Origin of the sequence: Streptomyces sp. NPDC046925, assembly GCF_040644915.1 — a bacterium.
Classification (GTDB): domain Bacteria; phylum Actinomycetota; class Actinomycetes; order Streptomycetales; family Streptomycetaceae; genus Streptomyces.
Window position 1 is genome coordinate 191176 of record NZ_JBEYWZ010000008.1, and the last position, 24191, is coordinate 215366.

Annotated in this window: 16 protein-coding genes; 5 read left to right on the forward strand and 11 right to left on the reverse strand. The window is 64.8% G+C overall.

Annotated features, from left to right (window positions below):
* The first annotated feature begins 100 nt into the window (after positions 1 to 100).
* The gene (locus ABZ906_RS29510) at positions 101 to 1408 is read left to right on the forward strand and encodes an NAD(P)/FAD-dependent oxidoreductase (RefSeq protein ID WP_361387734.1); all 1308 of its coding nucleotides are present in this window, start codon (positions 101 to 103) and stop codon (positions 1406 to 1408) included.
* A gap of 103 nt (positions 1409 to 1511) precedes the next feature.
* On the opposite strand, the gene ABZ906_RS29515 is transcribed toward ABZ906_RS29510, so the two are convergent.
* The 3 genes from ABZ906_RS29515 to ABZ906_RS29525 are packed head-to-tail and all read right to left on the reverse strand — an operon-like array spanning position 1512 to position 2817.
* Positions 1512 to 1721: a DUF397 domain-containing protein gene (locus ABZ906_RS29515; protein ID WP_361387737.1), complete on the reverse strand. Its 210-nt coding sequence runs from the start codon at positions 1719 to 1721 to the stop codon at positions 1512 to 1514.
* Between the two features lie 53 nt (positions 1722 to 1774).
* On the reverse strand, positions 1775 to 1972 hold the full coding sequence (locus ABZ906_RS29520) for a DUF397 domain-containing protein (protein WP_361186590.1): 198 nt from the start codon (positions 1970 to 1972) through the stop codon (positions 1775 to 1777).
* A complete protein-coding gene (locus tag ABZ906_RS29525) occupies positions 1972 to 2817 on the reverse strand; it encodes a helix-turn-helix transcriptional regulator (protein WP_361186587.1) in 846 nt (281 codons plus the stop codon). Before ABZ906_RS29525 ends, ABZ906_RS29520 begins: the two co-directional genes overlap by 1 nt.
* A 185-nt stretch (positions 2818 to 3002) precedes the next feature.
* On the opposite strand from ABZ906_RS29525, the gene ABZ906_RS29530 reads away from it, so the two are divergent.
* Positions 3003 to 3692, forward strand: a complete 690-nt coding sequence (locus tag ABZ906_RS29530) for an ATP-binding protein (RefSeq protein WP_361387740.1) — start codon at positions 3003 to 3005, stop codon at positions 3690 to 3692.
* Here ABZ906_RS29530 and ABZ906_RS29535 read toward each other — a convergent pair.
* From ABZ906_RS29535 to ABZ906_RS29550, 4 genes are read right to left on the reverse strand one after another with little or no spacing between them, the layout of a single operon-like run.
* The gene (locus ABZ906_RS29535; RefSeq protein ID WP_361387743.1) at positions 3686 to 5515 is read right to left on the reverse strand and encodes a DUF1998 domain-containing protein; all 1830 of its coding nucleotides are present in this window, start codon (positions 5513 to 5515) and stop codon (positions 3686 to 3688) included. The genes ABZ906_RS29530 and ABZ906_RS29535 overlap by 7 nt on opposite strands.
* Positions 5512 to 8736, reverse strand: coding sequence for a helicase-related protein (locus ABZ906_RS29540; RefSeq protein ID WP_361388028.1), 3225 nt, complete (start codon positions 8734 to 8736; stop codon positions 5512 to 5514). The genes ABZ906_RS29535 and ABZ906_RS29540 overlap by 4 nt, the downstream gene beginning before the upstream one ends.
* Positions 8736 to 10640 (reverse strand): UvrD-helicase domain-containing protein, encoded by a 1905-nt coding sequence (locus ABZ906_RS29545; protein WP_361388031.1) that lies wholly within the window; start codon positions 10638 to 10640, stop codon positions 8736 to 8738. Before ABZ906_RS29545 ends, ABZ906_RS29540 begins: the two co-directional genes overlap by 1 nt.
* Positions 10641 to 10645: 5 nt before the next feature.
* Entirely contained in the window at positions 10646 to 15424 is a 4779-nt protein-coding gene (locus ABZ906_RS29550) for a DEAD/DEAH box helicase family protein (protein WP_361387746.1), read from the reverse strand.
* An 885-nt stretch (positions 15425 to 16309) separates the two neighbouring features.
* Between ABZ906_RS29550 and ABZ906_RS29555 the strand changes: the two genes are divergently transcribed.
* The 3 genes from ABZ906_RS29555 to ABZ906_RS29565 are packed head-to-tail and all read left to right on the forward strand — an operon-like array spanning position 16310 to position 20300.
* Positions 16310 to 18433, forward strand: a complete 2124-nt coding sequence (locus ABZ906_RS29555) for a helix-turn-helix transcriptional regulator (protein ID WP_361387749.1) — start codon at positions 16310 to 16312, stop codon at positions 18431 to 18433.
* A complete protein-coding gene (locus ABZ906_RS29560; RefSeq protein ID WP_361387752.1) occupies positions 18430 to 19422 on the forward strand; it encodes a hypothetical protein in 993 nt (330 codons plus the stop codon). The genes ABZ906_RS29555 and ABZ906_RS29560 overlap by 4 nt, the downstream gene beginning before the upstream one ends.
* Positions 19419 to 20300 carry a DUF6339 family protein gene (locus ABZ906_RS29565; RefSeq protein ID WP_361387755.1) on the forward strand — a complete coding sequence of 294 codons (882 nt, stop codon included), beginning with the start codon at positions 19419 to 19421 and terminating at the stop codon, positions 20298 to 20300. The genes ABZ906_RS29560 and ABZ906_RS29565 overlap by 4 nt, the downstream gene beginning before the upstream one ends.
* Here the strand turns inward: ABZ906_RS29565 and ABZ906_RS29570 are convergent, their stop codons facing one another.
* The 4 genes from ABZ906_RS29570 to ABZ906_RS29585 form a co-directional block, all read right to left on the reverse strand.
* Positions 20301 to 21527 carry a DNA cytosine methyltransferase gene (locus ABZ906_RS29570; protein ID WP_361387758.1) on the reverse strand — a complete coding sequence of 409 codons (1227 nt, stop codon included), beginning with the start codon at positions 21525 to 21527 and terminating at the stop codon, positions 20301 to 20303.
* A gap of 75 nt (positions 21528 to 21602) precedes the next feature.
* On the reverse strand, positions 21603 to 22556 hold the full coding sequence (gene dcm, locus ABZ906_RS29575) for a DNA (cytosine-5-)-methyltransferase (RefSeq protein ID WP_361387761.1): 954 nt from the start codon (positions 22554 to 22556) through the stop codon (positions 21603 to 21605).
* A gap of 14 nt (positions 22557 to 22570) precedes the next feature.
* Positions 22571 to 23068, reverse strand: a complete 498-nt coding sequence (locus ABZ906_RS29580; protein WP_361387764.1) for a very short patch repair endonuclease — start codon at positions 23066 to 23068, stop codon at positions 22571 to 22573.
* 44 nt (positions 23069 to 23112) lie between these two features.
* Positions 23113 to 24147, reverse strand: a complete 1035-nt coding sequence (locus ABZ906_RS29585; RefSeq protein WP_361387767.1) for an SEC-C domain-containing protein — start codon at positions 24145 to 24147, stop codon at positions 23113 to 23115.
* Positions 24148 to 24191 lie beyond the last annotated feature (44 nt).

Sequence of the window (24191 nt, forward strand, 5' to 3'; positions counted from 1 at the left end):
CTTGCGGCGAGGGGGTCTGCGCCACGTAGGTTGGTGAGGGTGTGCGCTGCGTCCGCGCGGCGCGTGCGACAGCGCCGCCGACGAGAGACCGATAGTAGAGATGACCGCGCGAACCACTGCCCGTACCCGAACAGCCCTGGTCATCGGGGGTGGAATCGCCGGCCCGGTGGCGGCGATGGCCCTGCACAAGGCGGGCATAGAGGCAACGGTCTACGAGGCGTACGGCGCGACGGGCAACCCGGCGGGCACCTCGACCGGCACGTCGGGCACGTCGGGCACGTCGGGCACGTCGGGAAAGTCGGCCCCGGGCGGCGGTATGACGATCGCCCCGAACGGCCAGCAGGCGCTGGAGACGATCGACGCGGCGGAGGTGGTGCGGGCCATCGGCACCCCGGTGACCGCCCTTGGCCTGCGCAGCTGGACGGGCAGGCACCTGGCCCAACTCGCCCCGCCGGAGCACCTCCCCACCACGCGCTTCGTCTGGCGCACGGAGTTGCACGAGGCGCTGGCGGCGGAGGCGACGAGCCGCGGAATCCCTTTTCAGCGGGGCAAGCGCCTCCTTGACGCGACGGACACGGGCGCGGGAGTGACGGCCCGCTTCTCGGACGGTTCACTCGCGAAGGCGGACGTGCTGATCGGCGCGGACGGCTTGCGCTCGACGGTGCGAACCCTGATCGACCCTTCCACCCCGAAGCCGCACTACGCGGGAATGCTCACGTTCACGGCACGCGTACAGAAGACGGAAATCCCTTCAACGGAGGGGGTGTTGTACATGTGCTACGGAAAGAGGGCGTACTTCTCCTACCAGATCATGGAGGACGCGTCGGCGGTCTGGTCGGTGAACCTGCCGCACCGGGAGCCGATGACGTCGACGGAGGCGCACGCGGTGGGCGCGGGGGAGTGGCTGAAGCGCCTGAGGGAGGCGTTCACGGACGACCGCACCGCGGCACCGGACCTCGTGGCGGCCACGGCCCCGGAGGATCTGCTGATCACGGGCCCCACAGAAACGATGCTTCCCCTCACCACCTGGAGCCGGGGCAGGATGGCCCTGATCGGAGACGCGGCACACGCCACGCCCCCCACATCGGGCCAGGGCGCGTCCCTGGCCGCCGAGAGCGCGGTACAACTGGCCCGCTGCCTACGCGACTTGCCCCCTTCCAGGGCCTTCAAGGCGTACGAGTCCCTGCGCCGCCCCCGCGTGGACCGCATCCTGAAACTAACGACAGCCACCCCCACGGCCACCTCCGCAGCCGCCAGAACGGCCACCCCCAAGCCGGCGGGCCCCCTCAGCCGCGTACTGAGGGACGCCCTGCTGCCGGTGGCGACGAAGGTGGGCGGGGCCGGGGGAGCGGTATGGGGGGCATGGCAGTTCGACCACCGGATCGACTGGGACGAGCGGGTGGAGTAAGGGGAGACGGAATGCAGAAAAATCCCACGTGCCCCCCTGTCGAACCGGCCTGTCGTGGGACTTAATTGCAACCGCGCGGCGGTGGGGCATCGGTCGGGTCGGGTCAGGGGCGAGGCATATCCCGTACGGATGCGAGGAACCCGACCCAGGCCCGCGCCTCAACCCCGAAGCGCTTGCCGGCGGGCAGCTTCGAGTCACGCACGAACACCTGATCGCTCACGATGGCGACTTCCACGCATTCGGTCTCGTTGCCCCCGCTGTAGGAGGACTTGAACCACACCAACTCATCGGTGCTGATACTGCTACTGGTCATTGAATCTCGCTCTTGCTCCCCGTTCCCTTCCCGGTGGCGGGGCGCGGGTTGAGTCAGGGGCGCGGTATGTCCCCTATGGACGCGACGAACCCGGACCAGGTGCGTGGCGCGACGGCCAGCTGATCGCGGGCGGAGCCTTTGGAGTCGCGGACAAGAACCTTGTGCTCGGTCACCGCCACCTCGACGCATTCGGTACCGGATCCCCCGCTGTACGAGGACTTGAACCAGCGTGGAGGGCGTCGGGCGTCCATCACAACTCCGTGAGGGTTCGGCGGATGCTTTCGCTGGATGATGGCAGATCGAGGGCCTGCGCACGAAGGTAATCGAACGCCAACTTGTAGCGTTCCAGCTCCTTCGGCTTCTCCATGAAGAGTCCACCGCCGAGAAGATCGACGTAGACGACGTCCAGGTCCGGGCTCTGGCCGCGCAGGAGAGCGAAGCTTCCCACCGCTGCGGCGTGGGCCCCGGTCGAGAACGGCAGTATCTGCACCGTCACGTGCGGAGACTCGGCCAGCTCCAAGAGGTGTTCGATCTGCTCACGCATGACGCTGGGCCCGCCGACGACGCGGTGGATGGCGGCTTCGTCGATGATGGCCCAGATGTGCGGGGGCTCGGAGCGCTGGAGGAGCTCCTGCCGCTTCATGCGAATGTCGACCATGTGCTGCACCTCGCGTTCCGAGCAGCCCATCTCCGACGCCCGGTGCACGGCTTCGGCATACGCCCTGGTCTGGAAGAGGCCGGGGATGTACATGCACGCGTAGTGGTCCTCCCTCACCACCTCGTCCTCAAGGGTCAGCATGAGGTTCATGGACTCGGGCACGGGGTCTGCCAGGGACCGCCACCACCCTTGGATCCGCGCACCCTTGGCGAGTTCGACCAGGGCTGTACGTACGTCCTCGTCGGCGTCGTACTCCCGGCAAAGGGCGTCCACGGTCGGCCACTTGACCGTGCCCTCCTTGGTCTCGTAGCGGCTGAGGGTGGCCTTGGAGATACCCACGCGAGCGCCGGCGTCCTCCAGCGTGAGCCCCTTGCGTTCGCGCAGACGGCGAAGGTCGGCGCCGAGCTGGCGACGACGGGTGGTCGGCCCAACTGCCATGTTTCCGGCCTCTCTTGTTGATCGCTCCGAGAGTGCCCCGGCTTCGGTGACGGAGCAAGGGCGCACGACCAGGGGCGCGCGAGGAAGCTCCGTGCTCCCGGAACTCTGTTGTGAGAGTTCCATTTTGAGAGTTCCACTGCAACTCTGGGTGCACAGACAGGCACAGTAAGCGATGCCTGTGCGGCATGGAGAGGCTGGTCGACATGTCTGACTGTCGGTGCGGAGTACTGAGGAAGGCATGGGAGCTGCCCTTCCTGGCCGAGCCGGAGGAGGTGGCAGCCCTGCGGCGTATGGTGCGGCTACACCTGACCCAGTGGGGTCTGCCCGAAGTCGTCGAAGCGGCGCAACTGTGCGTGAGCGAGCTCGTCACTAATGTCATCGACCACGTGGGTGTCGGTACACCGACGGTTCTTGGCTTCTCGATGCGTGGGTCGTATGTACGCATTGAGGTCCGGGACCCGGATGCGCGGGCACTGCCGACTCTTCTCGTGGTGGAGCGCGATTCGGAAGTCGGGCGCGGGGTGGCCCTTGTGAACGAGGTGGCTGAGCGGTGGGGGGTCGTCTTGGCGGCGGACTCGAAGGTCACGTGGTGTGAACTGTCCACCGGGATTCGTGGTCTGCCAGGTTGCATGACCACTCCCCATGTCGGCAGGGCCGAGGAAGTGATCAAGGGATATGGAGGCCCGGCGGGCTCACGGCTCGGAGTGCGCTCAAGGCTGAGTGCCGCGGTTGCGGAAGAGGCTGCGATCGATGTGATCGCAGACCTCCTCCACTGGCTTCGAGCCCACGGCTGCGACCCGGAGGATGCCCTCGGCCAAGCTCAGGACCACTTCGAGGCCGAGGTTGAAGAGGCAAGATGCGCCATCGGTCAGTGATCCGCGCCCTGGAAAAACCCTATGGAGGGATCCTCGGGAGTTCCCACGAGCAGGGCCCGATCAAGCAAGCCGTTGTTCAGCTCACAGCTTGTCTCCGGCAGCAGGACACAGGCGTGGCAGGCGGCGAGATTCACACTGCCCGCCCCGCTCGCCTCCGACTCGATACAGAGAGGGTCGGCCGAGCACCACTCCGCCCGGTGGAGGGCGGACCGGAGGGCAACGGCCAGGCGATCGGGTTCCCCCTGCGCAACGACGCCGCCGAGGCTGCCCGCCGAGTCGCTGGTTGCTGTGTAGATGAGCAGGCCCGCCATGGTGCCGTCCGAGTAGAGACGCTCCCGGAGCGCCGCAGCCGGATATCCGCCATCCAGGCTCCATTCGTTGATCAGCGTGTGCGCCAGAGTGTGCAGCAGGACCATGCGGGGGGTCGCTGGGGATTCGGGCGCGGTCGCCGGGTCCGACGCCCGTTCGCGGAGCAGTCGCTGGTGGTTGTTCCGCATGCGTTCCACTCGCGCGGCGATGGCCGCGCTCCGGGCCCAGGAGTCGATTCTCTCCTCGTCGAGGTGGAGGAACACCCCCTCACCCTGGACCTCCATGGCAGGCAGCCAATCCAGTCGCTTGAGGGACAGCTGGGCCTCATGAATATCGGCATTGGCCTCCTGAGACTCCACACGGGAGAACGCCTTTAGGGCCCGGACTTCGCGCAACCGCTTGACTAGCATTGGCCGGGCCAGGCCGAGTCGAGTCAGGTCCTCCGAATCGGTCGCTGGGGGCTCGCAGACGAATTGCTCTTCCCGGTTTCCATCACGCTCGGCGTTTCCGCTTCGCAGGTGGATGTACTCCTGGTTGCGCAGAGCACGATAGGCACTGTCTCTGCCGGGTTCCTGGTCAACCCCTGAGTCCTCGTGCAACTCGGCGTCGAGGAGAGCGTGGACGGCCTCCGGGGAGATGTCGCCGCCCTCTCGCACAGTGAGGATCTTCAGAAACAGGGGGATCTCGGAACGTTCGAGGTTGCGTAGATCATCCCAGTGGGGCGCGAGACGGTCGGCCAGGCCGTCGCTCCATGGCGGAATGGAAAGCGCAGACTTGACGATCGGTTGCCATGCCGCAGACGAACCGCGCTGAAGCGTGCGGGGTGGCTCGGAGCAGGATTCCGCGGGAGCGTCCTTCAGCCACGGCCGCTTGCCTTCGCATCGCACTTTTAGTTTGGGCAGCGCACTGCGCCGGAACGCACCTTCCATCGACACTTCTGGAATTCCACAGGTGCACGAGACGAGGATGGAGCGCAGGGAGGCGGTCCGGCCGCTGGTCCGCAGACGCATCTCACCTCCGCAGTGTCCTGACGAGCCCTCCGCGCGATTGTCGCGATGCGCCCATTTCCAGTATGGGAAGTCGTCGATATGACCGTGGGTGCAGGCCACGACGAATCGAGAGGGGACCAAGGCCTCCTGGCAGTCACCGCACTCGTTCTTGCCAGGTGGTGAGTTGAATCCCCGCACGTGCTGAAGGGAGCTGCAGGTCGGGCAAGAATGCCAGAGCGGGAAGCGGCGTACTCGTACGCCATCCTTACTGGTGTCGGTCGAAGCGGGAGGCAGACGGAAGGACCGCACGCCGAGAATGCGCTGGAGCCGGTGCTCGTGGATCGTCGGAGCCTCGCCGATGTTCCAGGAGTCCGTGCCAGCCACTATGAACGACTCGTCCTCGACGGCGATCATCGACCCGACACCGTACGTCGTGATCATCTGTGCGCGGCGGACCGATCCGCGGCGGGGGTAGCTGCGTGCAGGGGCGCCTGTGCCCCTGCGGCGGGCGGGGGGCGGGGTCATCGAGATGCCTCCATGAACAGGGCGGTTTCCGCGTCCACGTCGCGCAGACTCCACAGGGTTGGCCAGGCTTTGTCGTTCAGCTCTTCGTCGAAACTGCGGAGCAGGGAGGGGGTCCTCTTGCCGCGCACAGGTTCGTAGTAAAGGCCGCCTTGAGCCTCTGCAGAATCTGCCCACCAGTCGACGAACTCGTCGAAGGCGTGGGCGGTCGCCTCGTACTCGTCCTTGTCGATGTCGCGTACGCGACCGAGCAGGATGGGCCTGATCACGTCCTGGAGTTCGTCGCGGAACTCGTCGATACGCCCGGCGCCGTCGTTGGGGCGGGCGGCAGGGATGAGGATGCGGGCGAGCGCGACAACCACGGCATGGAGGCCACGATCGCGGGAGCGGGCGGAGAAGGGGGTCACCGACGTCGATTCGACCTCGCGGTACAGCGCCGAATGGAAGTGGAGAAAGTTTTCGTAGTGCGAACGATCCCTGGAGCGAGCTGAGTTGAGCATGACGGTGACGAGGCCCGGATGACTTCGTCCGACCCGGCTGGTGGCCTGGATGTACTCGGCAGTTGTCTGCGGCTGCCCCATGACGGCCATCAGGCCGAGGCGGTCGATGTCGACCCCGACCGAGATCATGTTCGTGGCGAGCAACACGTCGACCGCCTCGTCGTCGGGGTACTGTCGCTCGATCTGCTTGAGCCGTGCGGGGATCTCGCTGGAGGTTGCACGGCTGGTCAGCTCGGTCATCTCCCTGATGGACCGTTTGTCGGTGCCATCGCGCTCGGCCAGATACTCCAGATAGGCCTCGACGTCGTCCCGAACCTGCAGGTCGGCGGCGGCCAGCAGCCGCAGGCTGTTGAAGTATCCGACCAGGGTCCAGTAGGCGTCACGCACCTCTTGAGAGATTTCGGTGCGATTCGCCTGATGCAGCAGTGTGGCGTAGGTGCGGATCAGCAGAGACGATTGGCTGGTGCTCGGGGTGAGCAGGCCCACGTACTGTCGACTGGCTTTATATTCGCGCGGCGTCTCGACGGCGAACCATGAATCCCTGGAGTCCAGTCCGGCCGGGGGGAACTGGGAGACCTCGCGGGCGAACAACGCCTTGCCCTGGTCGCCCGCTCGCCGAATGGTCGCGGTTGAGGCGATTACCTTCGGCTGGTCGGCGAGGACGTCTACCGCCGTTTCGTACAGACCGGTGAGGGTGCCGAGCGGCCCGGAGATGAGGTGGAGCTCATCCTGGACGATCAACTCCGGAGGGGGCGTGCCGTCCGCACGATCCCGATTGAAGAGTGCTGCTGTTTTCTCGCGCCACGGCATGGAGGCGAACTTGTCCACCGTGGCAATGACCAGGGTGGGGCGGGCGTCGTAGACAGCCTCGTCGACGAGGTGGACGGGTAGCCCCTCACGGAAGTCGCAGGAAGGATCGGGGCAGCGTACGTGCATGCGCACCGCGTCCTCGTCCACCTCGTACTGATGGGCGTCGATGCGGGTGCCGCACCAGGGGCAGGCGTGGAGCTGGACCGGGTTCTTCTCCTGAAGGGACCTACCTTTGCGGAGCTCTACCAGGCTGTCCGCGGCAATGTCCAGCTTGTTCGGTGTGGCGGACTGGCCCACCCACATTCCGATGGAGATCGGCACGTCGCCGAGCAGGTCCTCGTCGGCCAGCCGCATCTGCTCCATCGCGCAGATGAGAATGGTGGCCCTCTCGAACTGCTGCAGGGTTAGCAGCCGCAGCGTGTAACGCATCAGCACGGTCACTCCGGCGCCACGCTCCTTCAGGCGCATGCGACGCAGGAAGGTAGTGAAGGCGATCAGACCCAGGTACGCCTCGGTCTTGCCGCCGCCGGTCGGGAACCAGAGCAGATCAGCGACCTTCCGATCGTCGTGGGTGGAGTCGACGATTCCTTCGAGACAGAGCAGTACGAAGGAGATCTGGAATGGGCGCCAGCGTCCCGATGTCGTGTCGAGTGGGCCTGTGCGACCGTTTTTTACCCAGGAACTCCGGGCCCTCTGCTGCGCCATGGCCTCGTTGGCGAGTTTGAAAGCCTGCATGACCTCCGGCCGATCCCGGTCCGCGAGCAGGCGAATCCCCCGCCGCATCCGGTCGAGCGCCACGCGACACGATTCGATCTGCTCCAGTGCGGCTGTGCTGTACGGCGTGCCTGCCAAGGCGCTTGCCTCGGACTGTTTGCGGCCGATCCACTCCTCATATCCGGCCAGCAGCCCCTCGAGTGCTGACAGGACTTCCGAATCCGATCGAGTCGCGAACCCGTGCATGGTGAGGGCAGAGGCGTCGATCTCAGGATTGGAGTCGGTCAGCAGGACTTCATGAGTGGGCACGAACTCGGTCCGGATCTCGGAGATCGCGGCACGTTTGAGGAGCGGGGTATCGATGGGTGGAGGCGTCCAATCCCAATCGGCCGCGCACCCATGACCCATTGCGAAGGTCGGCGCGTGTCGATGTAGGAGCCTGCTGGTGGCCTGCTCCATATCAGCAGCTCCTGACGGGGGCTGCCTGTCCACGAAAGCGCACTCCCCAGCGGGGGTTCTGACCGTGAGACGGGGCTGGAACAGGCTGAAGGCGTCTTGCAGTTCGTGTTCGCCGATTCGCTTCTCGTTGATCAAGGAGACAGTGACGGTGACCGTCCCGTCGGGTGATGCCTTCCGTACGAGGGCACGGATGCTCACCTCGTCGGACAAGGGCTCTCCGGGCTGCACACCGGGCTTGGTGACATCCACAGTGACGGGTGGAAAGCTCAGCGGTCTACGACGCCAATGCTCGTTCCGCTCGGACGTGCTGCGAGCCTCCGAGCGCTTTGCTGTGATCGGCCGCCCTGCCGCGTCGACCGGGTCGTAGGCAGCTGCTTCCGTCGCGATGATGACCGTACGAGCCATGTCGGGATCGACTGCGAAGGTGAGCCCCATGGAGGACGGCCTACGGTCGTTGGCTAGCGCTATACCGACGTCCGGGGTGGGCTCATCGATGTCCCTCCGCCTCAGCATGGGGGTCTCGTCCAGGCCCGCGTTCTCGGCGATGTCGGCGGCGAGCTCCTGCTCGGCAGGGCTATCTGCCGCACGTGGGAACAGCACGCCGATTGGATAGGCAGTGATCGGTGGGTCCTGGGACAGGACCTCGTCGTCGGACCCCGGGCCGAGCAGGTCTCGGCGCAGCTGGGCGACCAAACCGTCGCGGACTGTGTAGTGGGCCGCGTGGTCGCTCAAATCGTTCATCATCGGGTATCGCCGCCTTCCTGGGCGTCCTTGCCCCACTTGTAGCGCCCCAGCCCAGACATGCGCGGCACCAGCCAGACCCCGTGCTCGCCGAGCCCGGCGCGCGCGCCGGAGGCCGTGCTGCCGGCCACGGACTCGATGGCGTCCACCCGGAATCCGAAGACCTCCGCGGGCCAGTTGACTTTCCAGGTACGGCTGACTTTCAAGGACGAGTACAGATCCTGTCGGAACTTCTTGGAGACCAGGCCGACCGGGATTCCACCGTGGTAGACAACGTAGGGGGGACTCTGGTCGGCGTCCGATTGCAGCTCGTGGAGGCGACGCAGGACGAGCGGGTCACCGGCGTGTGTCGAGTGGGCGAGGTGCTCCTGCACCGCCACCGGGTCGAAGTCGAAGCCGTCCGTCCCTGGTGGGTGTTCACGGCAGACGTCGTGCCCAGCGGCCTCGATGCCGTAACGCGCGTAGGACTTCCAGCCGGCCACGTACCACCGGTTGATGACGCGATCGCGGCGGACCAACGCGGTGCGCGGTGCGGCAAACCGGTAGAGATCCTCTCGCGGTCGCGTCATGGCAACGAACAAGGCCCGTGCTTCGGCTGCTGGATCGGTGTGGGTGTGCTGCTTGCTCAACTCGGTCATGGTGGCCGGCTCGATGAGGATCACTCGGTCGAACTCCAGTCCCTTGGCGCGGTGGACCGTGGAGACCACGAGACGGGCGGGTTCTGCTGCGGTCAGGTCGTCGGGGAAGCGCCCTTCGGCGATGAGCCTGCGCACCTCGGCGACGTCGAGCAGACCGCGGGAGGCTCGGGCAGCCCCGCGAAGGGATCGCCACAGAGGAGCAAGATCGACGTCACGCAACATGCCCACTTCGGCGAGGATCTGCCGAAAGCGCTCCTCGCCGAGCGTTGCAGAGCCGGTACTGCTCACTAGTGCGGCAACCCATGCCGGGACTGGGCGGTCCTGGAGTGAGCGCTGGAGCTGATGAGGTACACCGTGCCCGAACAGGGTCTCGGATAGGACGAGCGCCTGCCTGTTGTCCCGGCACAGCATCGCGCACGTACCCGGGTAGTCGCGGAGCGAGCCGACGACGAAGGAACTGGAGAGCTCGCCGAAGTGAGGACGGGCAAGAACACGCCCCCGAAGTTCCCGGTACGCGGATTCGCCGGCAGCTGCGGCTTCGGCGGTGTCGGAGGGCAGCTGCTGAAGAGTCGGCCCCATGGCCAGAGCTGCGCGTGCTTCCTCGGTGTGGGCGCGAAAGTTGGCCGACAGATGCAGCTCGACCAAGTCGTCGGCAAACGAGGCTCGTAGCCAGTCGAAGAAGTAGTTGGTTTCGGCGGCACGGGCATCCGGGTCGGACACCTGGAATCCGTACACAGCCTGTGCGCTGTCACCCACCACGGTGAAGCCGCAACTGTTTTGGAACCAGTCCAGCAGCGTCTCCACCATGTTTCGACGGTCGCCGACCAGGTCCTGGACCTCATCGATGATCACATGAGCCGGTGCGCCGGACTCCCCGGCCTCCACCGCCCCCTTGGCAATCGCCTTCTCAGCCTCGCGAATGCGCTCATCGAAGGTGTACCGACTCCACTCATGATCCGGATACGCGCTGGTCAACAAGGCATACGCCCAGGAGTCGAAGGTCTGGGCGCGGACTCGCCGGGCTTGCTGGCCGTGGGCGGAGATCCGCTCACGCAATTCGCGAACCGCAGCACGCGAGAAGGTGAGTACTAGGATCTCGCCAGCTTCCAATGCCTCCTCCTCGTGGCTCACCAGGGCGTCGAGTCGACGCACAAGGGTGTGGGTCTTGCCCGCGCCCGGCCCAGCAGTCACCAGGACCCTTGCGTCCCAGGGCTGGTCGACGACTGCCTGTTGCTCTGCCGTGAGAGTGGGACTGTCCGCGTACATGCTGGTCACTTGGCACCCCACAGATGCTCGAACCGGGTGAAGGCCAGGGCCTTGTCATAATTCTTGATGTTGTCGCGGACGTTGAGGATCAGGCAGGTGTCCTCGCCGCCGTTACGCGGTCCGCGGAGGCCGCGGCCGATCATCTGCTGGTACATGTTCGGGCTGTACGTGGGGCGTGCCACGACGACGGCGCGGGTGGCGGGGGCGTCGAATCCCTGTGTGAGAACTCCGTAGTTGGTGAGAACGCGGGTCTGTCGTCGTCGGAACGAGTCGATGCGTCGCCGGCGCTCGGTGGGAGAGGTCGTGGCGTCGACGGCTGCGGCGGTGATGGCTTTGTCATTGAGTTTTGCCGCGAGGAACTTGGCGTGGCCGACGGATGTGGCGAAGACTAGGACCGGCCAGTCCTCGGGCATGGCGAGGATTTCGTCGATGATGCGCCGGTTGCGATCGTTGTCGTCGGCCAGACGTTGTTCCGCGGCCTTGGAGAGCACGCTCAGTTGCGTAGCGCGTTCTTGTTCGTCCCAGGTCAACTCAATGGAACCACCGGCAAGTTCCCTGTGGGCCACCCTAGCTAGCATGCCTAGTTCCTGCAGTTCGGCATAAGGATCGCCCGAGATAAAGATGCCGTCGTCCAACCGACGGCCACCGAAGCGCTGGATCAGTCGCTGCGTCTCTTCGACATTGGTATTACGGAAGGGGGTCGCGGTCAGACCCAGCAGGTGGCGATCGGTGCGGGAATGAGTCAGACCGAGCAGGGCGAGGATTTCCGTGTACTGCGGGGCGATGGCCATGTGGGCCTCGTCCACGATGACCAGGGACGCCTTGCGGAGCCACGCGTACGCACGAGTGTCGAGGGACACGCGCAACTTGGCGTCCGTCGCCACGACGAGGTGCGGGCGATCGGCGACGGGCCCCGCCTCGTTCGACGACCAGAGCCTGCTGATGGCCAAAGGGCTCTCGGCACCCACCTTTGACCACACGAACTGCCAGCTCTGCACCGCCTGTTCACACAACTCTTCGGTCTGGGCGATCCACAGGATCGGACCGCCGAGCTGCCCCTCCTGCTTGATCCAGCGGATGACCGCTTCGGAGGCCACTCGCGTCTTGCCCGCGCCGGTGGGCAAGGACAGCATGCCTCGCTGAGGGGAGAGCCGATCCAACATGGTGAAGACGTTGGTTGCCAGGCGCTCCTGGTAGTCGTGGAGGCGGGGGAACTCCGTGGGGCCGTCGACATCGAGCCGGGGGGCCAGCGGAGGAGTGCGAACGCCGGCGAAGGAGTCGGGGAAGCCGAGATCGGAGACGAACTTCACCGCAGGGGTCGCGCCGGTGAACGAAGAGGGGGCGTGGCTGGGGTATGCGGCTGCTAGGTCCTTCACATGTACTTGGAGCACCCCGTCGCCGTGCGCGTTGTACGCCATCTGTGCGACTCGATGCGCGGTCGGCTCCGCGCCACCCAGGTCAGCCTGCTCGCTGGCGAGCAGGCCGGCGGGGAGGCCTCCCTGCAAAGAGTCGGCACCGATCAGCAACTCCAGCTTCTCCACCACGGATGCTGCCTCGCGTACGGCACGAAGCGATTCCTGGAGCTGTTGGTCCTGCTCCTGTCGTTGCTGTGCTTCGAGCAACTCACGGCACCCGGAATCCCCCAAGCCCCAGCGGAGCTCCCGATCGGCCGCCTTGAGAGTGGTGATCCGGTCTGCGGACGCGAGGACGAGCACAGTGGTGCCCTGCAGCGCACTCTTGAGGGGGGTGGCCCGTATTCCGTTTGGAGTACGCACGACCTCTTCCAACTCCGAACAGTGCTGCAGGTCGTAGTTGTTGACTGAATTCCCCAGCCTCTGCCGAAGAGTGGGAAATGCGTCCCGCAAGGGAATGGGTTCTCCGGAAGCCGCGTGTTGTGTTTCCTTGCTGATGACGTCGGAGTAGCGCAACATGCCCCACTGGCCGATCATCAGCTCGGCATCTTCCGGCGTGCCGGCGAGGAGGGCCGGGAGCTGCTCGGCCCGAAGGGCCTTGTACTCCTCGGCCGTGGCGGCCACCGCGATCTCGCCGTCCTCACGGGTGCTCCACTCTGCACCGATGCGACACCGGGTCAGAGAGTCCTCGGGGAAGGCGACCTGGAGACGGGTCAGCATCACGTAGGTGTGGCCGACGAACGCGTCGTCCTCGCTTTGGAGGAGATCCTCCATCAGTGCTTCCCACTGAGTTTCCGGTACCTCGTCCACCACCACAGGAAGGTGTAGCTTGCGTGCCTTCTCCGGGCTGATATCGGCGACTGCCAACACGTCGCTGTACGCCCTGAGCTGGGGGCCCACCGCGCCATCGAGGCTCACGATGCCCTTCGACGTCGCGACAAGGCCATGACGGCGCACCATCCAGCGCAAGGGGGAGGTGACGGCCTTGCGGGTGGCGGCCTGCGCACCCAACTGCCTGGTCCAGACATCAATGACGGATTCATCTGGGAGAGCCTTGACGAAGGCAGCCTTCCCCTCGTTCGAGAGCATTGGCAGCAAGTGCAATGGACCACCGACAGCGGCGCCTTCGAGCTTGAGGCGAGCGATCGTTGGTCGACTCGCTCTACTGTCGAGAGTTCGGCAATAACTGTCGAATACCGCCGTGCGGTAGTCGTCGAACCAGGGCTCGTCCTCCGGTCGGCACCCGGCGGTTGGGCGGTCCCGTAGTCCGAATTCGCGGAAGACCGCCATGTCGTCGGAGTGGAAACTCATGTCCACTGCCACCGAGGCGTCTCGCGAGCCGTCGGCCGGTACCACCGGGCCGGGGATCATGCAGTCCCGCATCGGGCGGTAGTGGCCGTCCTTGGTACGGACGAACAAGGTCGCCAGCGGAACCGGTACCCGAGTCCGTACCTCGGCGGTTACGTGGCTGCCGCCCGCGCTGTGGAAGAGCTCCCAGAACCGGGTCCAATCCCGGGCTGAGTAGTGATCGAATCCTTGGTCGAGTACGCCGACAAACCGCCCGCGGGCATCCGCCTCACGGATGCCGATCAGATTGAGGGCCGAGTAGAGGGACATGTCCTCTGACAGCTTCGGATCGACGTAGACGAGGTCGTCCTTCAGCCCGTCCTGGACAGTTCGACGGAAGACCTTGCCCGCGACTGGAGGCACCATGCCGTGCTCCTCGGTCAGCACGATGCGCGCTGTTCGAGCCTCGTCGGCGAAGGGGGAGGAGTCTTTGATCATCTCCGAGAGGATTCGTATCGCCACGGCCGAAGCATCGGCCGAACCATCGGCCACAAGTGCCTCAAGCCACTCGCGGACCGTGGCGCGTTCCCGCTTGGCCGCCGAGATGATGTGCTCAACCTTGCCCGATCGGATCTCCGCAGCCTCCACGGAGGGATGGATCCAGTCCGAGGGGCGCCCTGGGTAGGCGTTCCACATTTCCAACCAATGCAGTTGAAGCTTCCCGCGCTTTCCCATGTCCGGATGGAGATGGAGCTCCCGTGGGATGCGCAGGGTCCCGTCCTGGTCAGGGAGGGAGGGGCGCTGTGCCGCCATCTCCCAGATCTTCTCCGTCAGTTGCTGGTCGGCCCAGTTGAGGGTCTCGGACTCTTTGGTTCGACCAGGGAGCAGCGGTAGGTAGGCACCCGGGTCCTGTGCAGGTGCCAGGTGGGGCAGTGAGTCCACGACCAGGCGGGACGCGACCTGAATGATCTCTTCGTTGAAAGGACTGGCATCCAGAAGGTTCTGCCTGTCCTCATTCGTCTTCCAGGCGCCGTTGAGCGCGCCGCTCAGCGTCATGGGGTATTTGGTCGGGAAGAACGACCAGAACTCGCCCCGCCCGCGCGGGGCGGTCAGCAACTTGTCGCCTGTGTACTCTGGCACGGCCCAGGCGATATCGATGGTCCCCCGGTCATGCATCTCGCCGGCACTGCGGCGGGCGGCCTCGGTGGGACGATGTGCGTGGGTAAACACCTTCCAGTCGGTACGTGACGCCTGCTGACCAGTGCGCTGTTCGTGGATCGTGTGCCGGAACCCCTCATGTCCGACCTTGATGGTGCGCCGGACGGCAGGCATCGCACGGCGGTCTTCGAGGACCACGGTTCCGACGTGGTGGGAGAAGAGTTGGAACCGGGCCGGGAATTCCTTCTGAGTGTCTTCCTTGCGAACCTGATGCATGTCACCGGCAAGCCGTCCGGCGGCTCCGCTGAGCAGGGGGAGGCGCACCACCGTAGTGGCCCAGCTCAAGAGTTCGTCGAGTACGGGGTCGTTTCTTCGCTCTGTGGCCACATCGAGAGGGCGGGCCATACGGAGAACCGGAGCTTCGAATTCCTCGCCGGTCGTATCTCCACATACCCCACTGATCTGTGAGAAGGCCCAGTCGCGATCGAACCCGAATCCGAACTCGCAGCTCCTTGACTTGCTGAAGAACTGAGGCGTGTCAGTGATCGCGAGAACAGATTTAACCCCCACACCGAATCGTCCGATCTGGCCACCACGCTTTTTCGAGACGCTCATTCGAAGGATGGTCTCAGCGCCCTCTGGAGTGACCGGCGTCCCTTCGTTCGCGCAGTAGAGGTGAGTTCCAGTGAGAACGGAATGAACGGTACCGCCGGGTTCGTTCGCGATTTCATCCGCTGCGTTCTGAATCAGCTCGAATAGCTGCCGATCCCCGTATCCGCCTTGAGTGATCCGTCGTTCGCCGTTCGCGTGTTCCTGAATCAGCCCCGGGTCGACCCGGTACGTTTCCAGCACGCGCTCGGATTGCTCGATGACCTTCCTGATCACGGGTGAGGACTCCGCAGTGTCCGCCGAGTTGAGGTGGCTCACGGTATTTCCGTTTCTGTGACTGAGGGCGGAACGAGGAGGTGCGGGAAGCCGGCCGCGCCGCAAGACGACGCGACCGGCACTCTCGATGACGATAGACCCAGGGGCCGACAACTCGTTGCGGATTACGGCAGATCGAAGTCAATGATGATGACGGTGACGCGGGTGTGGGCGCGACGGTTCCCGGAGGAGCGGCTAGTGGCGCCAGGATGCCCAGGAGGGCCGGTGCGAATGCGCCGGTCGCGGCTACGGGAGCGGCGGTGGCGGCGGCTCCCGAAACCGGTCGGAGGGGAAACCTTCCTGCTGTCGATGATTTCGAGCAGTCTGCGATATGCCCGAACGATTCCGGGCGTGATGCGGCACTCGGCCAGGAATTCAGCCTGGCTGTCCGTACCCTCGCAGGCGTCATACTCGGCGACAATCCGACGCATGAGCTTCAGGGAGGGCTCGGTCTCGAAACTTTCGGGCACGGGAATCCTCGATCCGTTGAAACGTGTTGGCGGGCAGTTGAGGTGGCGCGCAGTTCAGAGTTCCAACGGGGAAGGGCATGGGAAATAAGCCCCCTCGACAGGCGATTCCCGTAAGGCGGTTAATTTGAAACGGACTCTAGGGTGAACTTGCCTTATTTTCAAGGCTGTTGAGGTTGTGTGAAGCGGAACGGGTGAGGCCGGTTATTACTCCGACGCCCCTGGAGGAATGCGGCAGAGGCGCCCAGTCGAAGCATTCGGACATCTGGGATTTGTCGCTCGAAGCTCACATTGAAGCTGTGGCAACACCTTCAGTCTTCGCTCGCAACCTGTCAACTAGTGTTGTACAAAAGCTCGCCATGTCAAATGTTGCTGGTAGGGTGGGCTCCGTAACACTGGCAGCAGCTGAGGAGTGGTGGCCGTGGACGGTGGAGAAGACTTCGGGCCATGGCTGTCCCGACAGTTGAAGAGGGCCAGGAAGACACAGACGGAGCTGGCGGAGTCGGTGGGGGTGACTCGTGCTGCTGTCTCGGCCTGGATCACCGGGCGCGCTACGCCTCGCGACGAGACCATCCGGAAGATCGCGGATGCTCTCGGTACGGATCTGGGGACGATTCACAGCCGCACCACGGACACTCTGGTAGGTCGACCCGTCACTTGGTGTCACCGTCCGGCCTATGCTGATGGCGGCCGCGACTTCGGCAACGCTGCGGCCTTTGCCTTCGAGGCTGACGTCGGAGTTCTTGCTCGCGAAGCGACCCAGAACAGCCTCGACGAGCGCCTCACGGAGAACGGCCAACCGGTCCGTGTCCGATACACGCTGGAGGAACTGACCGGCGAGAACCTCGCTCGATTCCGCGAGGCGATTCAATGGGACGAGCTCTTCCCACACTACGAGGCGGCGGCGGCCCAGGACCAAAAGGTGGGGAGGGTCATTGCTGCTGGCCTGCACGAGATGTACACGCGGGACAGGCTGGTGCTGCTGCGGGTCGATGACTACAACGCGTCCGGTCTGACCGGGGACGACTATGACACGGGTCGGTTCGCCGCTGTCGTTCGGCGGCAACTCGACAGCCATAAGTCTGCCAGTAGCGCTGGCGGTTCGTACGGCCTTGGCAAGGCGACACTCTGGGCGACCAGCCGACTCGGCCTGGTGATCATCAACTCCACCTTGTCCGAACCGCACGAGGGTCGAACCGAGCGACGACTCATCGGGCGGCTCGATCTGCCATGGCGCAAGGTTGATGGAAAGCCCTGGGCCGGGCCCGCCTGGTTCGGTCAGCCGGACCCTGATGTGGGCGATGAGGATGTCGCCCGCTCTTGGTGGGCCGGCGAGGAGACTGTCGAGCGCCTGCACCTCACACGGGAGAGCAACGAACCCGGCACCTCCTTTCTGATCGTGGGCGCTCATGACGTGGCGAGCCTCGCCGATCCCGCCTCGGCTGAGGGAGACGGGAGTGAGGACGACGACAGCGTGCATCGCATGCACAAGCGTCTCGTTCAGGCCCTTGAGCGAAATTTCTGGGCTGCCATGACTACGGGTGGGAACCGTCAGCCGCTTCTCGAGGCCTCGGTTCGGACGCTGCGCAATGGCATGGAGATCGTTGAGGAAGAGCGGGTCGATCCCCGTGCCACCCAGCCTTCGCGTACCCGCGCGCTTCAAGCCTTCCTGGAAGGTGCGACGGTGGAGCGCCTGACCGAGTCGGGCCAGGTTGCCATGACGACGGTTCCGCTGAATGTACCCGGGCGAGAAGGCCGGAGGAGCGGCGGTGAGCATCGAGCGGTCCTCTTGGTGACCAAGGCCGACGATGAGGACGCCCTGCCCCACAACACCGTGGCCATGATGCGTGGCAACCGCATGACGGTCAGGGCGAAGTTGGTTCCGAACCTGGGGTTGGGCACTGACCCTTTCCAAGCGGTGCTTCTCGCCGGGCGTGCCGCGGGGGATGATGCCCCCTTCGCCGATGAGGCGGAGGCGTTTTTGCGGGCCTCCGAGCCCCCCGAGCATGACAAGTGGGGGCAGACGGAAGAGCTGCGAATGCAGTACTCGCCTTCCGCGTACCGACGGATCGGCCACCTGGCACGCGAAGCGAACAATGCTGTCCGTGAACTCGTGGCGGTGCCCAAAGAGAAGCAGCGCGGGGGCACGGAGCGACTGCGCAAGCGTCTAGCAGTGGGTGGAAATCGACCGGCTCGGCCCTCAGCCACTGCCGGTCTTCCCGTACTGGACGAACTGGATGCCCAAGTCGGAGCTGATGGTGCGTGGCGTGTCACGGCAGAGGTGAAGGTGCCGCGTGGGGGCGAGGCCTGGCATCTCGTGCCGGTCGCCAAGCTGGACGTGAGATCGGGCCCCCGCCCCGTGGTGGCTTGGTTGGAACTCGCAGCCATCCACAACTGTGAACTGGTCGATGGTGTACTGCACTTCACTCCCGGTGCAAGAACCGCAGTCTTCAGTGGCGTCACCGACGTATCCAGTCATCCAGTGAGAGCCGCGCTCACTGGTCTTGTCGTCGAACTCCGCACGAATAAAGGGGACAAGGCGTGAAGGCATACCCGTACAGGCGCCTCAGCGGTGCTGTGTCGTTGCGCGTGACAGCCGTGGAAGTGAAAGTCCCGGGTGCGAGCCGCGAGCCACTCGACACCAAGGCGTTCTCAGTCGTGGAGCAGGTAGTTGCGCTGGGCCGGGCAGAGAGAGACGACTGGGAGAGCGCTCGTCTGAAGCTGTCGGCCACCATCCCGGCCAGTGCCACCGAATCCAACGGGTACTGGGGCAGTGTGTCGGTCGTCGCGGTGCTGACTGAGAAAGCCACCAACGCTCGGACCACTGTGGCTCTGGAGTCCCGGACGGAGGGTGGAAGGGAATGGACAGGATCGTTGGACTTGTGGCGCTCCGACCATCTCGACCGCGCTGTCCTGGCCGTCCATGTGATTGCCACGGTTGATGGTGTGCTGGGACGTGTGATCGCTACATCGGAGAAGGAGTGGATCGTAGACCTCGCGTCCAAGGAGCCCACGAGGCAGCGTGAACTGGACGTTATCGAGGTCGGTTTCCGTGAAGGTCCGGAGTGGCTACGCCCCTTCAAGGAAGTGCCTTGGATTGTGGACACGTCCGGAGAGTTGCCCGCCGTGCACGTAAACACCGACTTCGAAGGAATCACGGAACTTGTAGGTGGTAGCGGATCTTCGCCGGAGGGCTTGGTCCGGGATTTGTTGCTCGCCCAGATGTGCACGGACGTGTGGACTGCTGTGTTCCACACGGCCATCGGGGACCTGGAAATGGAGGATGACGGTACGCCGCTTTTCCCGCACGATTGGCGGGGTGAAGTGCTCCGCGAGATGCTCCCGGACGTCGTTCCTAAACGACCTCTCGAAGAAGCGCTGAGTGAGGTCCATCGGCGGCGCACCGGTACATCGGGTTGGATCGATCTCCAGCCTCGTATCCACTTCGCAGCCACGCGCAGAGCCGATGTGCCCAAGGCCCTATCCACCACCATCCGTGGTCTGGACCGACTTCACCAGGGGAGCGATGCATGACTCACAAGCCGTCTCACCTGCCCGAGCGTCTGGCGCTGCTGTCCGACCTCAATGCTGCCCAGTACCTCACGGAGGGGCTACTCGCTGGCAAGGAGGATGTCCCTGCTATTGCGCTCAATAAGGTTGCCGAGCCATTGCGTGGGGAGGACACCCGGGCAGCTCTCCATCCATTGCGTGACCTTATTGATGACGCCCTGTACGAGTACCGCGAGGCCAAGGTGACCCAGGCCGACGCGTGGCTGGCTCCTCGGCTTCATGCTGCTCTGAGACTTACCCGTAGGGAGGCAGCGGACAGGAGGTTGTGGAACTACCTGGCGCTTGGTGTCGCTCCGGATTATGTCGTCTGGCGTCATATGCCGGAACCCAGGGAGGATATGACACAGAGAGTCGCGGCCACCCGCTTCCGTGGCGCTCACTACACCCAAGCCTTCGCTCGGCTGTGGTGGGCGGCCGAGTTGTTCAGGAACGGCTCCGACTACAGCCCTGTGGTGGCTGCCTGCGCCAATCAGGACATGCTCAACACAACGCTGCGCCTTGATGCCATCGACCACCGACCCACAGCCCAGGCGATGGTGCGTTTGATCGAGCGGGGCACTGTCAGTACAGGCCGTGATGTCAACGCACTGGCTCGCGCTGTCAACACGTCGGCGGCCACATTGATGTACGACGTCATTGCCCCGGATGTCGTGCGTGACGCGGGGCCGCTGCGAGAATGGATCGAGGCTGGCGAATCGGCGCTTGCGGTGCCCCGCAGAATGCTCCCAGAGGGGCCTGACGAGGAGCAGGCTCCAGAAGCGTCGGTGGAGGCATTGGCTGACTACTTTGCGGAACTCTTTGCCGAGGCACTCGTACGCGGGAAGAGCAGCACTGTCGAATAATCAGGCGCCTTCGGCCTCGTCATCGACGGTTGGGGGCCGCCACTCTTCGAGTTGCTTGAGGAGTTCTTCTGCTGGTGCCCCGTATCCGAGGGCGCAGCTCAGGATGTGCAAAGACAGGCGCGGCGGAATGGCGTTGCCGATCTGTTGGGCCACATCGGTGGAGCGCCACGGGTATGCCGCAGGGAACGATTGGAGAAGCCCCGCTTCTTTCGGGGTCAGCCGCTCTAGCTCCTCGCCGATCTCCTTCGTGCCCGACTTCGTCTCCTTCAGAAGGAAGACACGGTTGCGTCGGATTTTTCCGGTGACTGTCGCCGACGGTTCCTCGGAGGTACGGCGGCCACGCTTCTTGGGATCGCCGCCAGAGCCGTAGTTGGAGACCACCTCAAAATCCCGAGGTCGCTCGTGAAGCACGTCCTGCATCGCTGTCCACCGGACGATCGGCGTGGTGATATCCGGGTCGGCGAACAGTGTCTCCTGCTGCGGAAGCTCATCGATGTTCGCCTGCTCAGGAAGTCTTTCCACTCCAGGGCGGTATCGCTGATGGGTCGGTCGAGGAAAGTCGACGTGCATGTCTTCGTTCCCCGGAGCGTATTTAGCGATCAACACGGCACGTCGGCGGGTCTGAGGGACGCCATAAGCCTCGGCGTGCAGAACGTGGGCGGCTGCGGCGTAACCGATCGTGTTGAGAAGTTTGGCGTAGTGCTTCCACACCGGTAGGACGGTCGGCACCTGCTCGAGCACAACGACCTTGTAGGGGTCCTTGCGCTTGAGTTTGGCCTCCATGATCCAGCGCAGCGGTTGGAGTACGAGTCCGGTTCTGTTGTCCGACATGGCGTCGGTCTCGACCTTGACCTGCTTCCAAACGGATTCAAAGGTCACCAAGTCCGTGGGGCTGACCAAGCGCGTGGCCAGTCGTTGCACGTCCTTCAGTGCCTTATGCCCCTCGCGATTCCCCGCGACCGAGAATGTCTGGCAGGGCGGGCCCCCGGTGAGCACGTTGGCGTCCTTGACCTGGCTGTCGCAGGGGCCCAATGCTGCGACGTCCTTCTCGTCCGTCGTCAGCAGGCGTGCCGCTGTGCGTGTTGCGCGTGTGGCGTCGTCCCACTCGACCCCGACACTGTCCACTCCCATGATCACGGCTGCGATGTCGAGACCGCCAGGTCCCGCGAACAGATCCACAATGCGGAAATCTGCAGGCTGGTGTGGATTCGGATGTGCGGGGGTCATGGGATCGAAGTGTAGCCGGCGGCAGGTGATGCTCGTGCCTGTGTACCGAGTCGATCGAGACCTGCCGGTGGATGATCAGGGATGCAGGGCCTCGGCCACTGCCTTGCCCAGTGCCTTGCCGACGGGGGGCGGAGAGGCATGGCCGATCTGCCGGTAGCGCGCCGTCTTCTTGCCCGCGAAGACCCAGTCGGAGGGAAAGGACTGGAGGACTGCTGTCTGCTCCACCGTGAGCTTCTTCAGTGGGGAGCCAGAACTGTCCGATTCCTGGAGGCCCTGCGGTCCGGGGACCTCGTCGGCGAGAGCGTTCCCATTGATCCCCATTCGGGCCCAAGCCTTCTTGGTTCCGGTTAGACCGAGGTCGGGACCTCCCCGTTTGTCTGAGCCACCCACCAGGGTCGGCGCGACTTGATCAGCCTGGGCCGCCCACGACGACGCATCTGTCCAGCCGCGCGCAGACATCGAGGCGTGGAGCGCCTGACCGACCGCTATGTGCCGGTCCACGGTCGGTATGGGCTGTTGGAAGCCGTCGAAGAACTGCTCCTTCAATGCGATGAGCACTCCCTGCTTTCGGTCTTGAGGGACTCCGAAATCAGCGGCATTAAGGATGAACCAGTGAAATCTATAGCCCAGGTGCTCAAGTTCATCCTGGATGAAAGACCGCACCTCCTCAAATTCCTCTGCATCGACGAGTCCTGGGACGTTCTCGAGCAGTAGGGCGCGCGGCTGCACCGCGTGCGCGAGGAGGACGGAAGCTTTGAGCAGCTCCAGTTCGATCCCGGTTTCCACGCGCTTCGCGGTCGCTGAGGATTTGACCCGAGGAAGTCCGGCGGACAGCAGGTCCACGTCGTAGGTCTCTTGATGGTCGACCGGATCGAAGTCCAGGAGATCGCTCTGTAGTACGTTCCACGTCGGCCTGTTGGACCTGAGTGTCTCTAGAGCGACCGGCTTGTTGTCCAGCAGCAGAACCGGTTCGAAGCCAGCTTGCTCAAGGCCAAGCGCCAGACCCCCGCCACCCGAGCATACGTCCACGAATCTTAAGCCTCTCACTGCTCTCCCTTGTTTTCCCGTGGGCGCTTTGCGCGGCGCTGTCGCTCGACGCTCGCTGCCACGCGTTCGGCAACCTTTTCAGGTGCTTCGTGCTCCCAGAAACGGAGCACGGTCCAGCCAGCCGACTGGAGTTGCTTGTCCGTGTCGCGGTCGCGGGCCATGTTCGTGGCGACCTTGTCTGACCAGTAGCCGGCATTGGTCTTCGGCGAGGTGTAATGCTCGGGGCAGCCGTGCCAATAGCAGCCGTCGATAAAGACAGCCAGCTTCGCCGGACGGAAGAGAATGTCAGCCGTGCGGCGAAGGCCAGGGAGGGGCTTGGCCGCTACGCGGTAGCGCAGGCCCTGGGCGTGGAGCAGGCTTCGGACTAGCCGCTCCGGCTTGGTGTCGCGGCTGCGAATGGCCTGCATGTTGCGACGCTTGGCCGCAGAGGAAGCCCAGGATCCTGCCGGAGGAACCCAGGCTTCGCCGTCTGCTTCTGAATTCTCTTCTTGCATTGCCTCTTCTTGCCGGACAGAGATGTAAGTCGGTGTTACGACGGTCAGGCTTGGTCCGAGCCGTGGCACCCGGCGTACGTATTGCCCGACCCGCACCAGCAAGCCGCCCCCGCCTCCGGCGGCCACCCCACAGCCCTGCCCCGCGCCGCCAGTGTCGTCGCGTATTGGGGGAGGAGCGAGACGTCCGTCGGCTGGGCGCCCTCCGATGCTGCGAAAGCCTCGTACGACGGGACCGTGCCCGTGACGATTCCCAGGTTGGGGGTGCCTGAGGCGGAGAGTTCCCTCAGGGACGCCTCTATCGTCGACAAGTGCGCCTCGTGCGAGGGGTATTCGGATTCCAGGGACGGGTACGCCGTCAGGAGTTCCGTCAGTTCCGTCGTCGGCCAGTGCAGGACCGCTACCGGGAACGGGCGGGACAGGGCCTCCCGGTACGAGCCCAGTTCCGCCTGGATGCGGGAGATTTCCGCGCGGAGTTCCGCCGGGTTGTCCGAGCCCAGGGACCAGATTCGTTTCGGGTCGTGCAGTTCGTCCAGGGGGACCGGGGAGGACGAGATCTCGTCCGCCAGGGCGTCCCACGCGTCGTGCTCCGCACCCAGCAAGCGGCGCACCCTGTGGCGGCCGAACAGCAGCGGGCGTTGTTCGTAGGACGGGGCGGGCGGGGTGCCCTCTCCCGCCGGTTGCGGGAGCAGGAGTTCCAGCGCCTCCGTGAACGTCTCCTGCGCTTGTGCAAGCTCGTCGTGGGACTCCAGGGACTCCGCCGCGATCACCCAGGGGGCCGGGTCGCGCGGGGCCGCCGCGCGGACTCCGTCGATGATCGCCCTGGCCTCCGCCTCGTGGCCGTACTCCCAGAGGTTCGACGCCTTCAGGGCGCGGATCAGGGTCGGGGCCGACGCCCGCTGGGGGGCGTCCGGGGCCAGGAGGCGGTCGTAGAGGGTGGTCGCGCGGTCGCGTTCGCCCGCCAGTTCCAGGTGGGCCGCGGCTTGCAGCAGCAGGTGCTCGGTGTCCTCGGGGTACAAGCCGGCAGTCCGCTCCAGGCGCTCGGCTTCGGCGATGTGGTCGGCAGGCGTGTCGGGGCGCATACGGGACACCGTACTGCCGAGTGGGGGCGTAGCAGGAGGGTTGC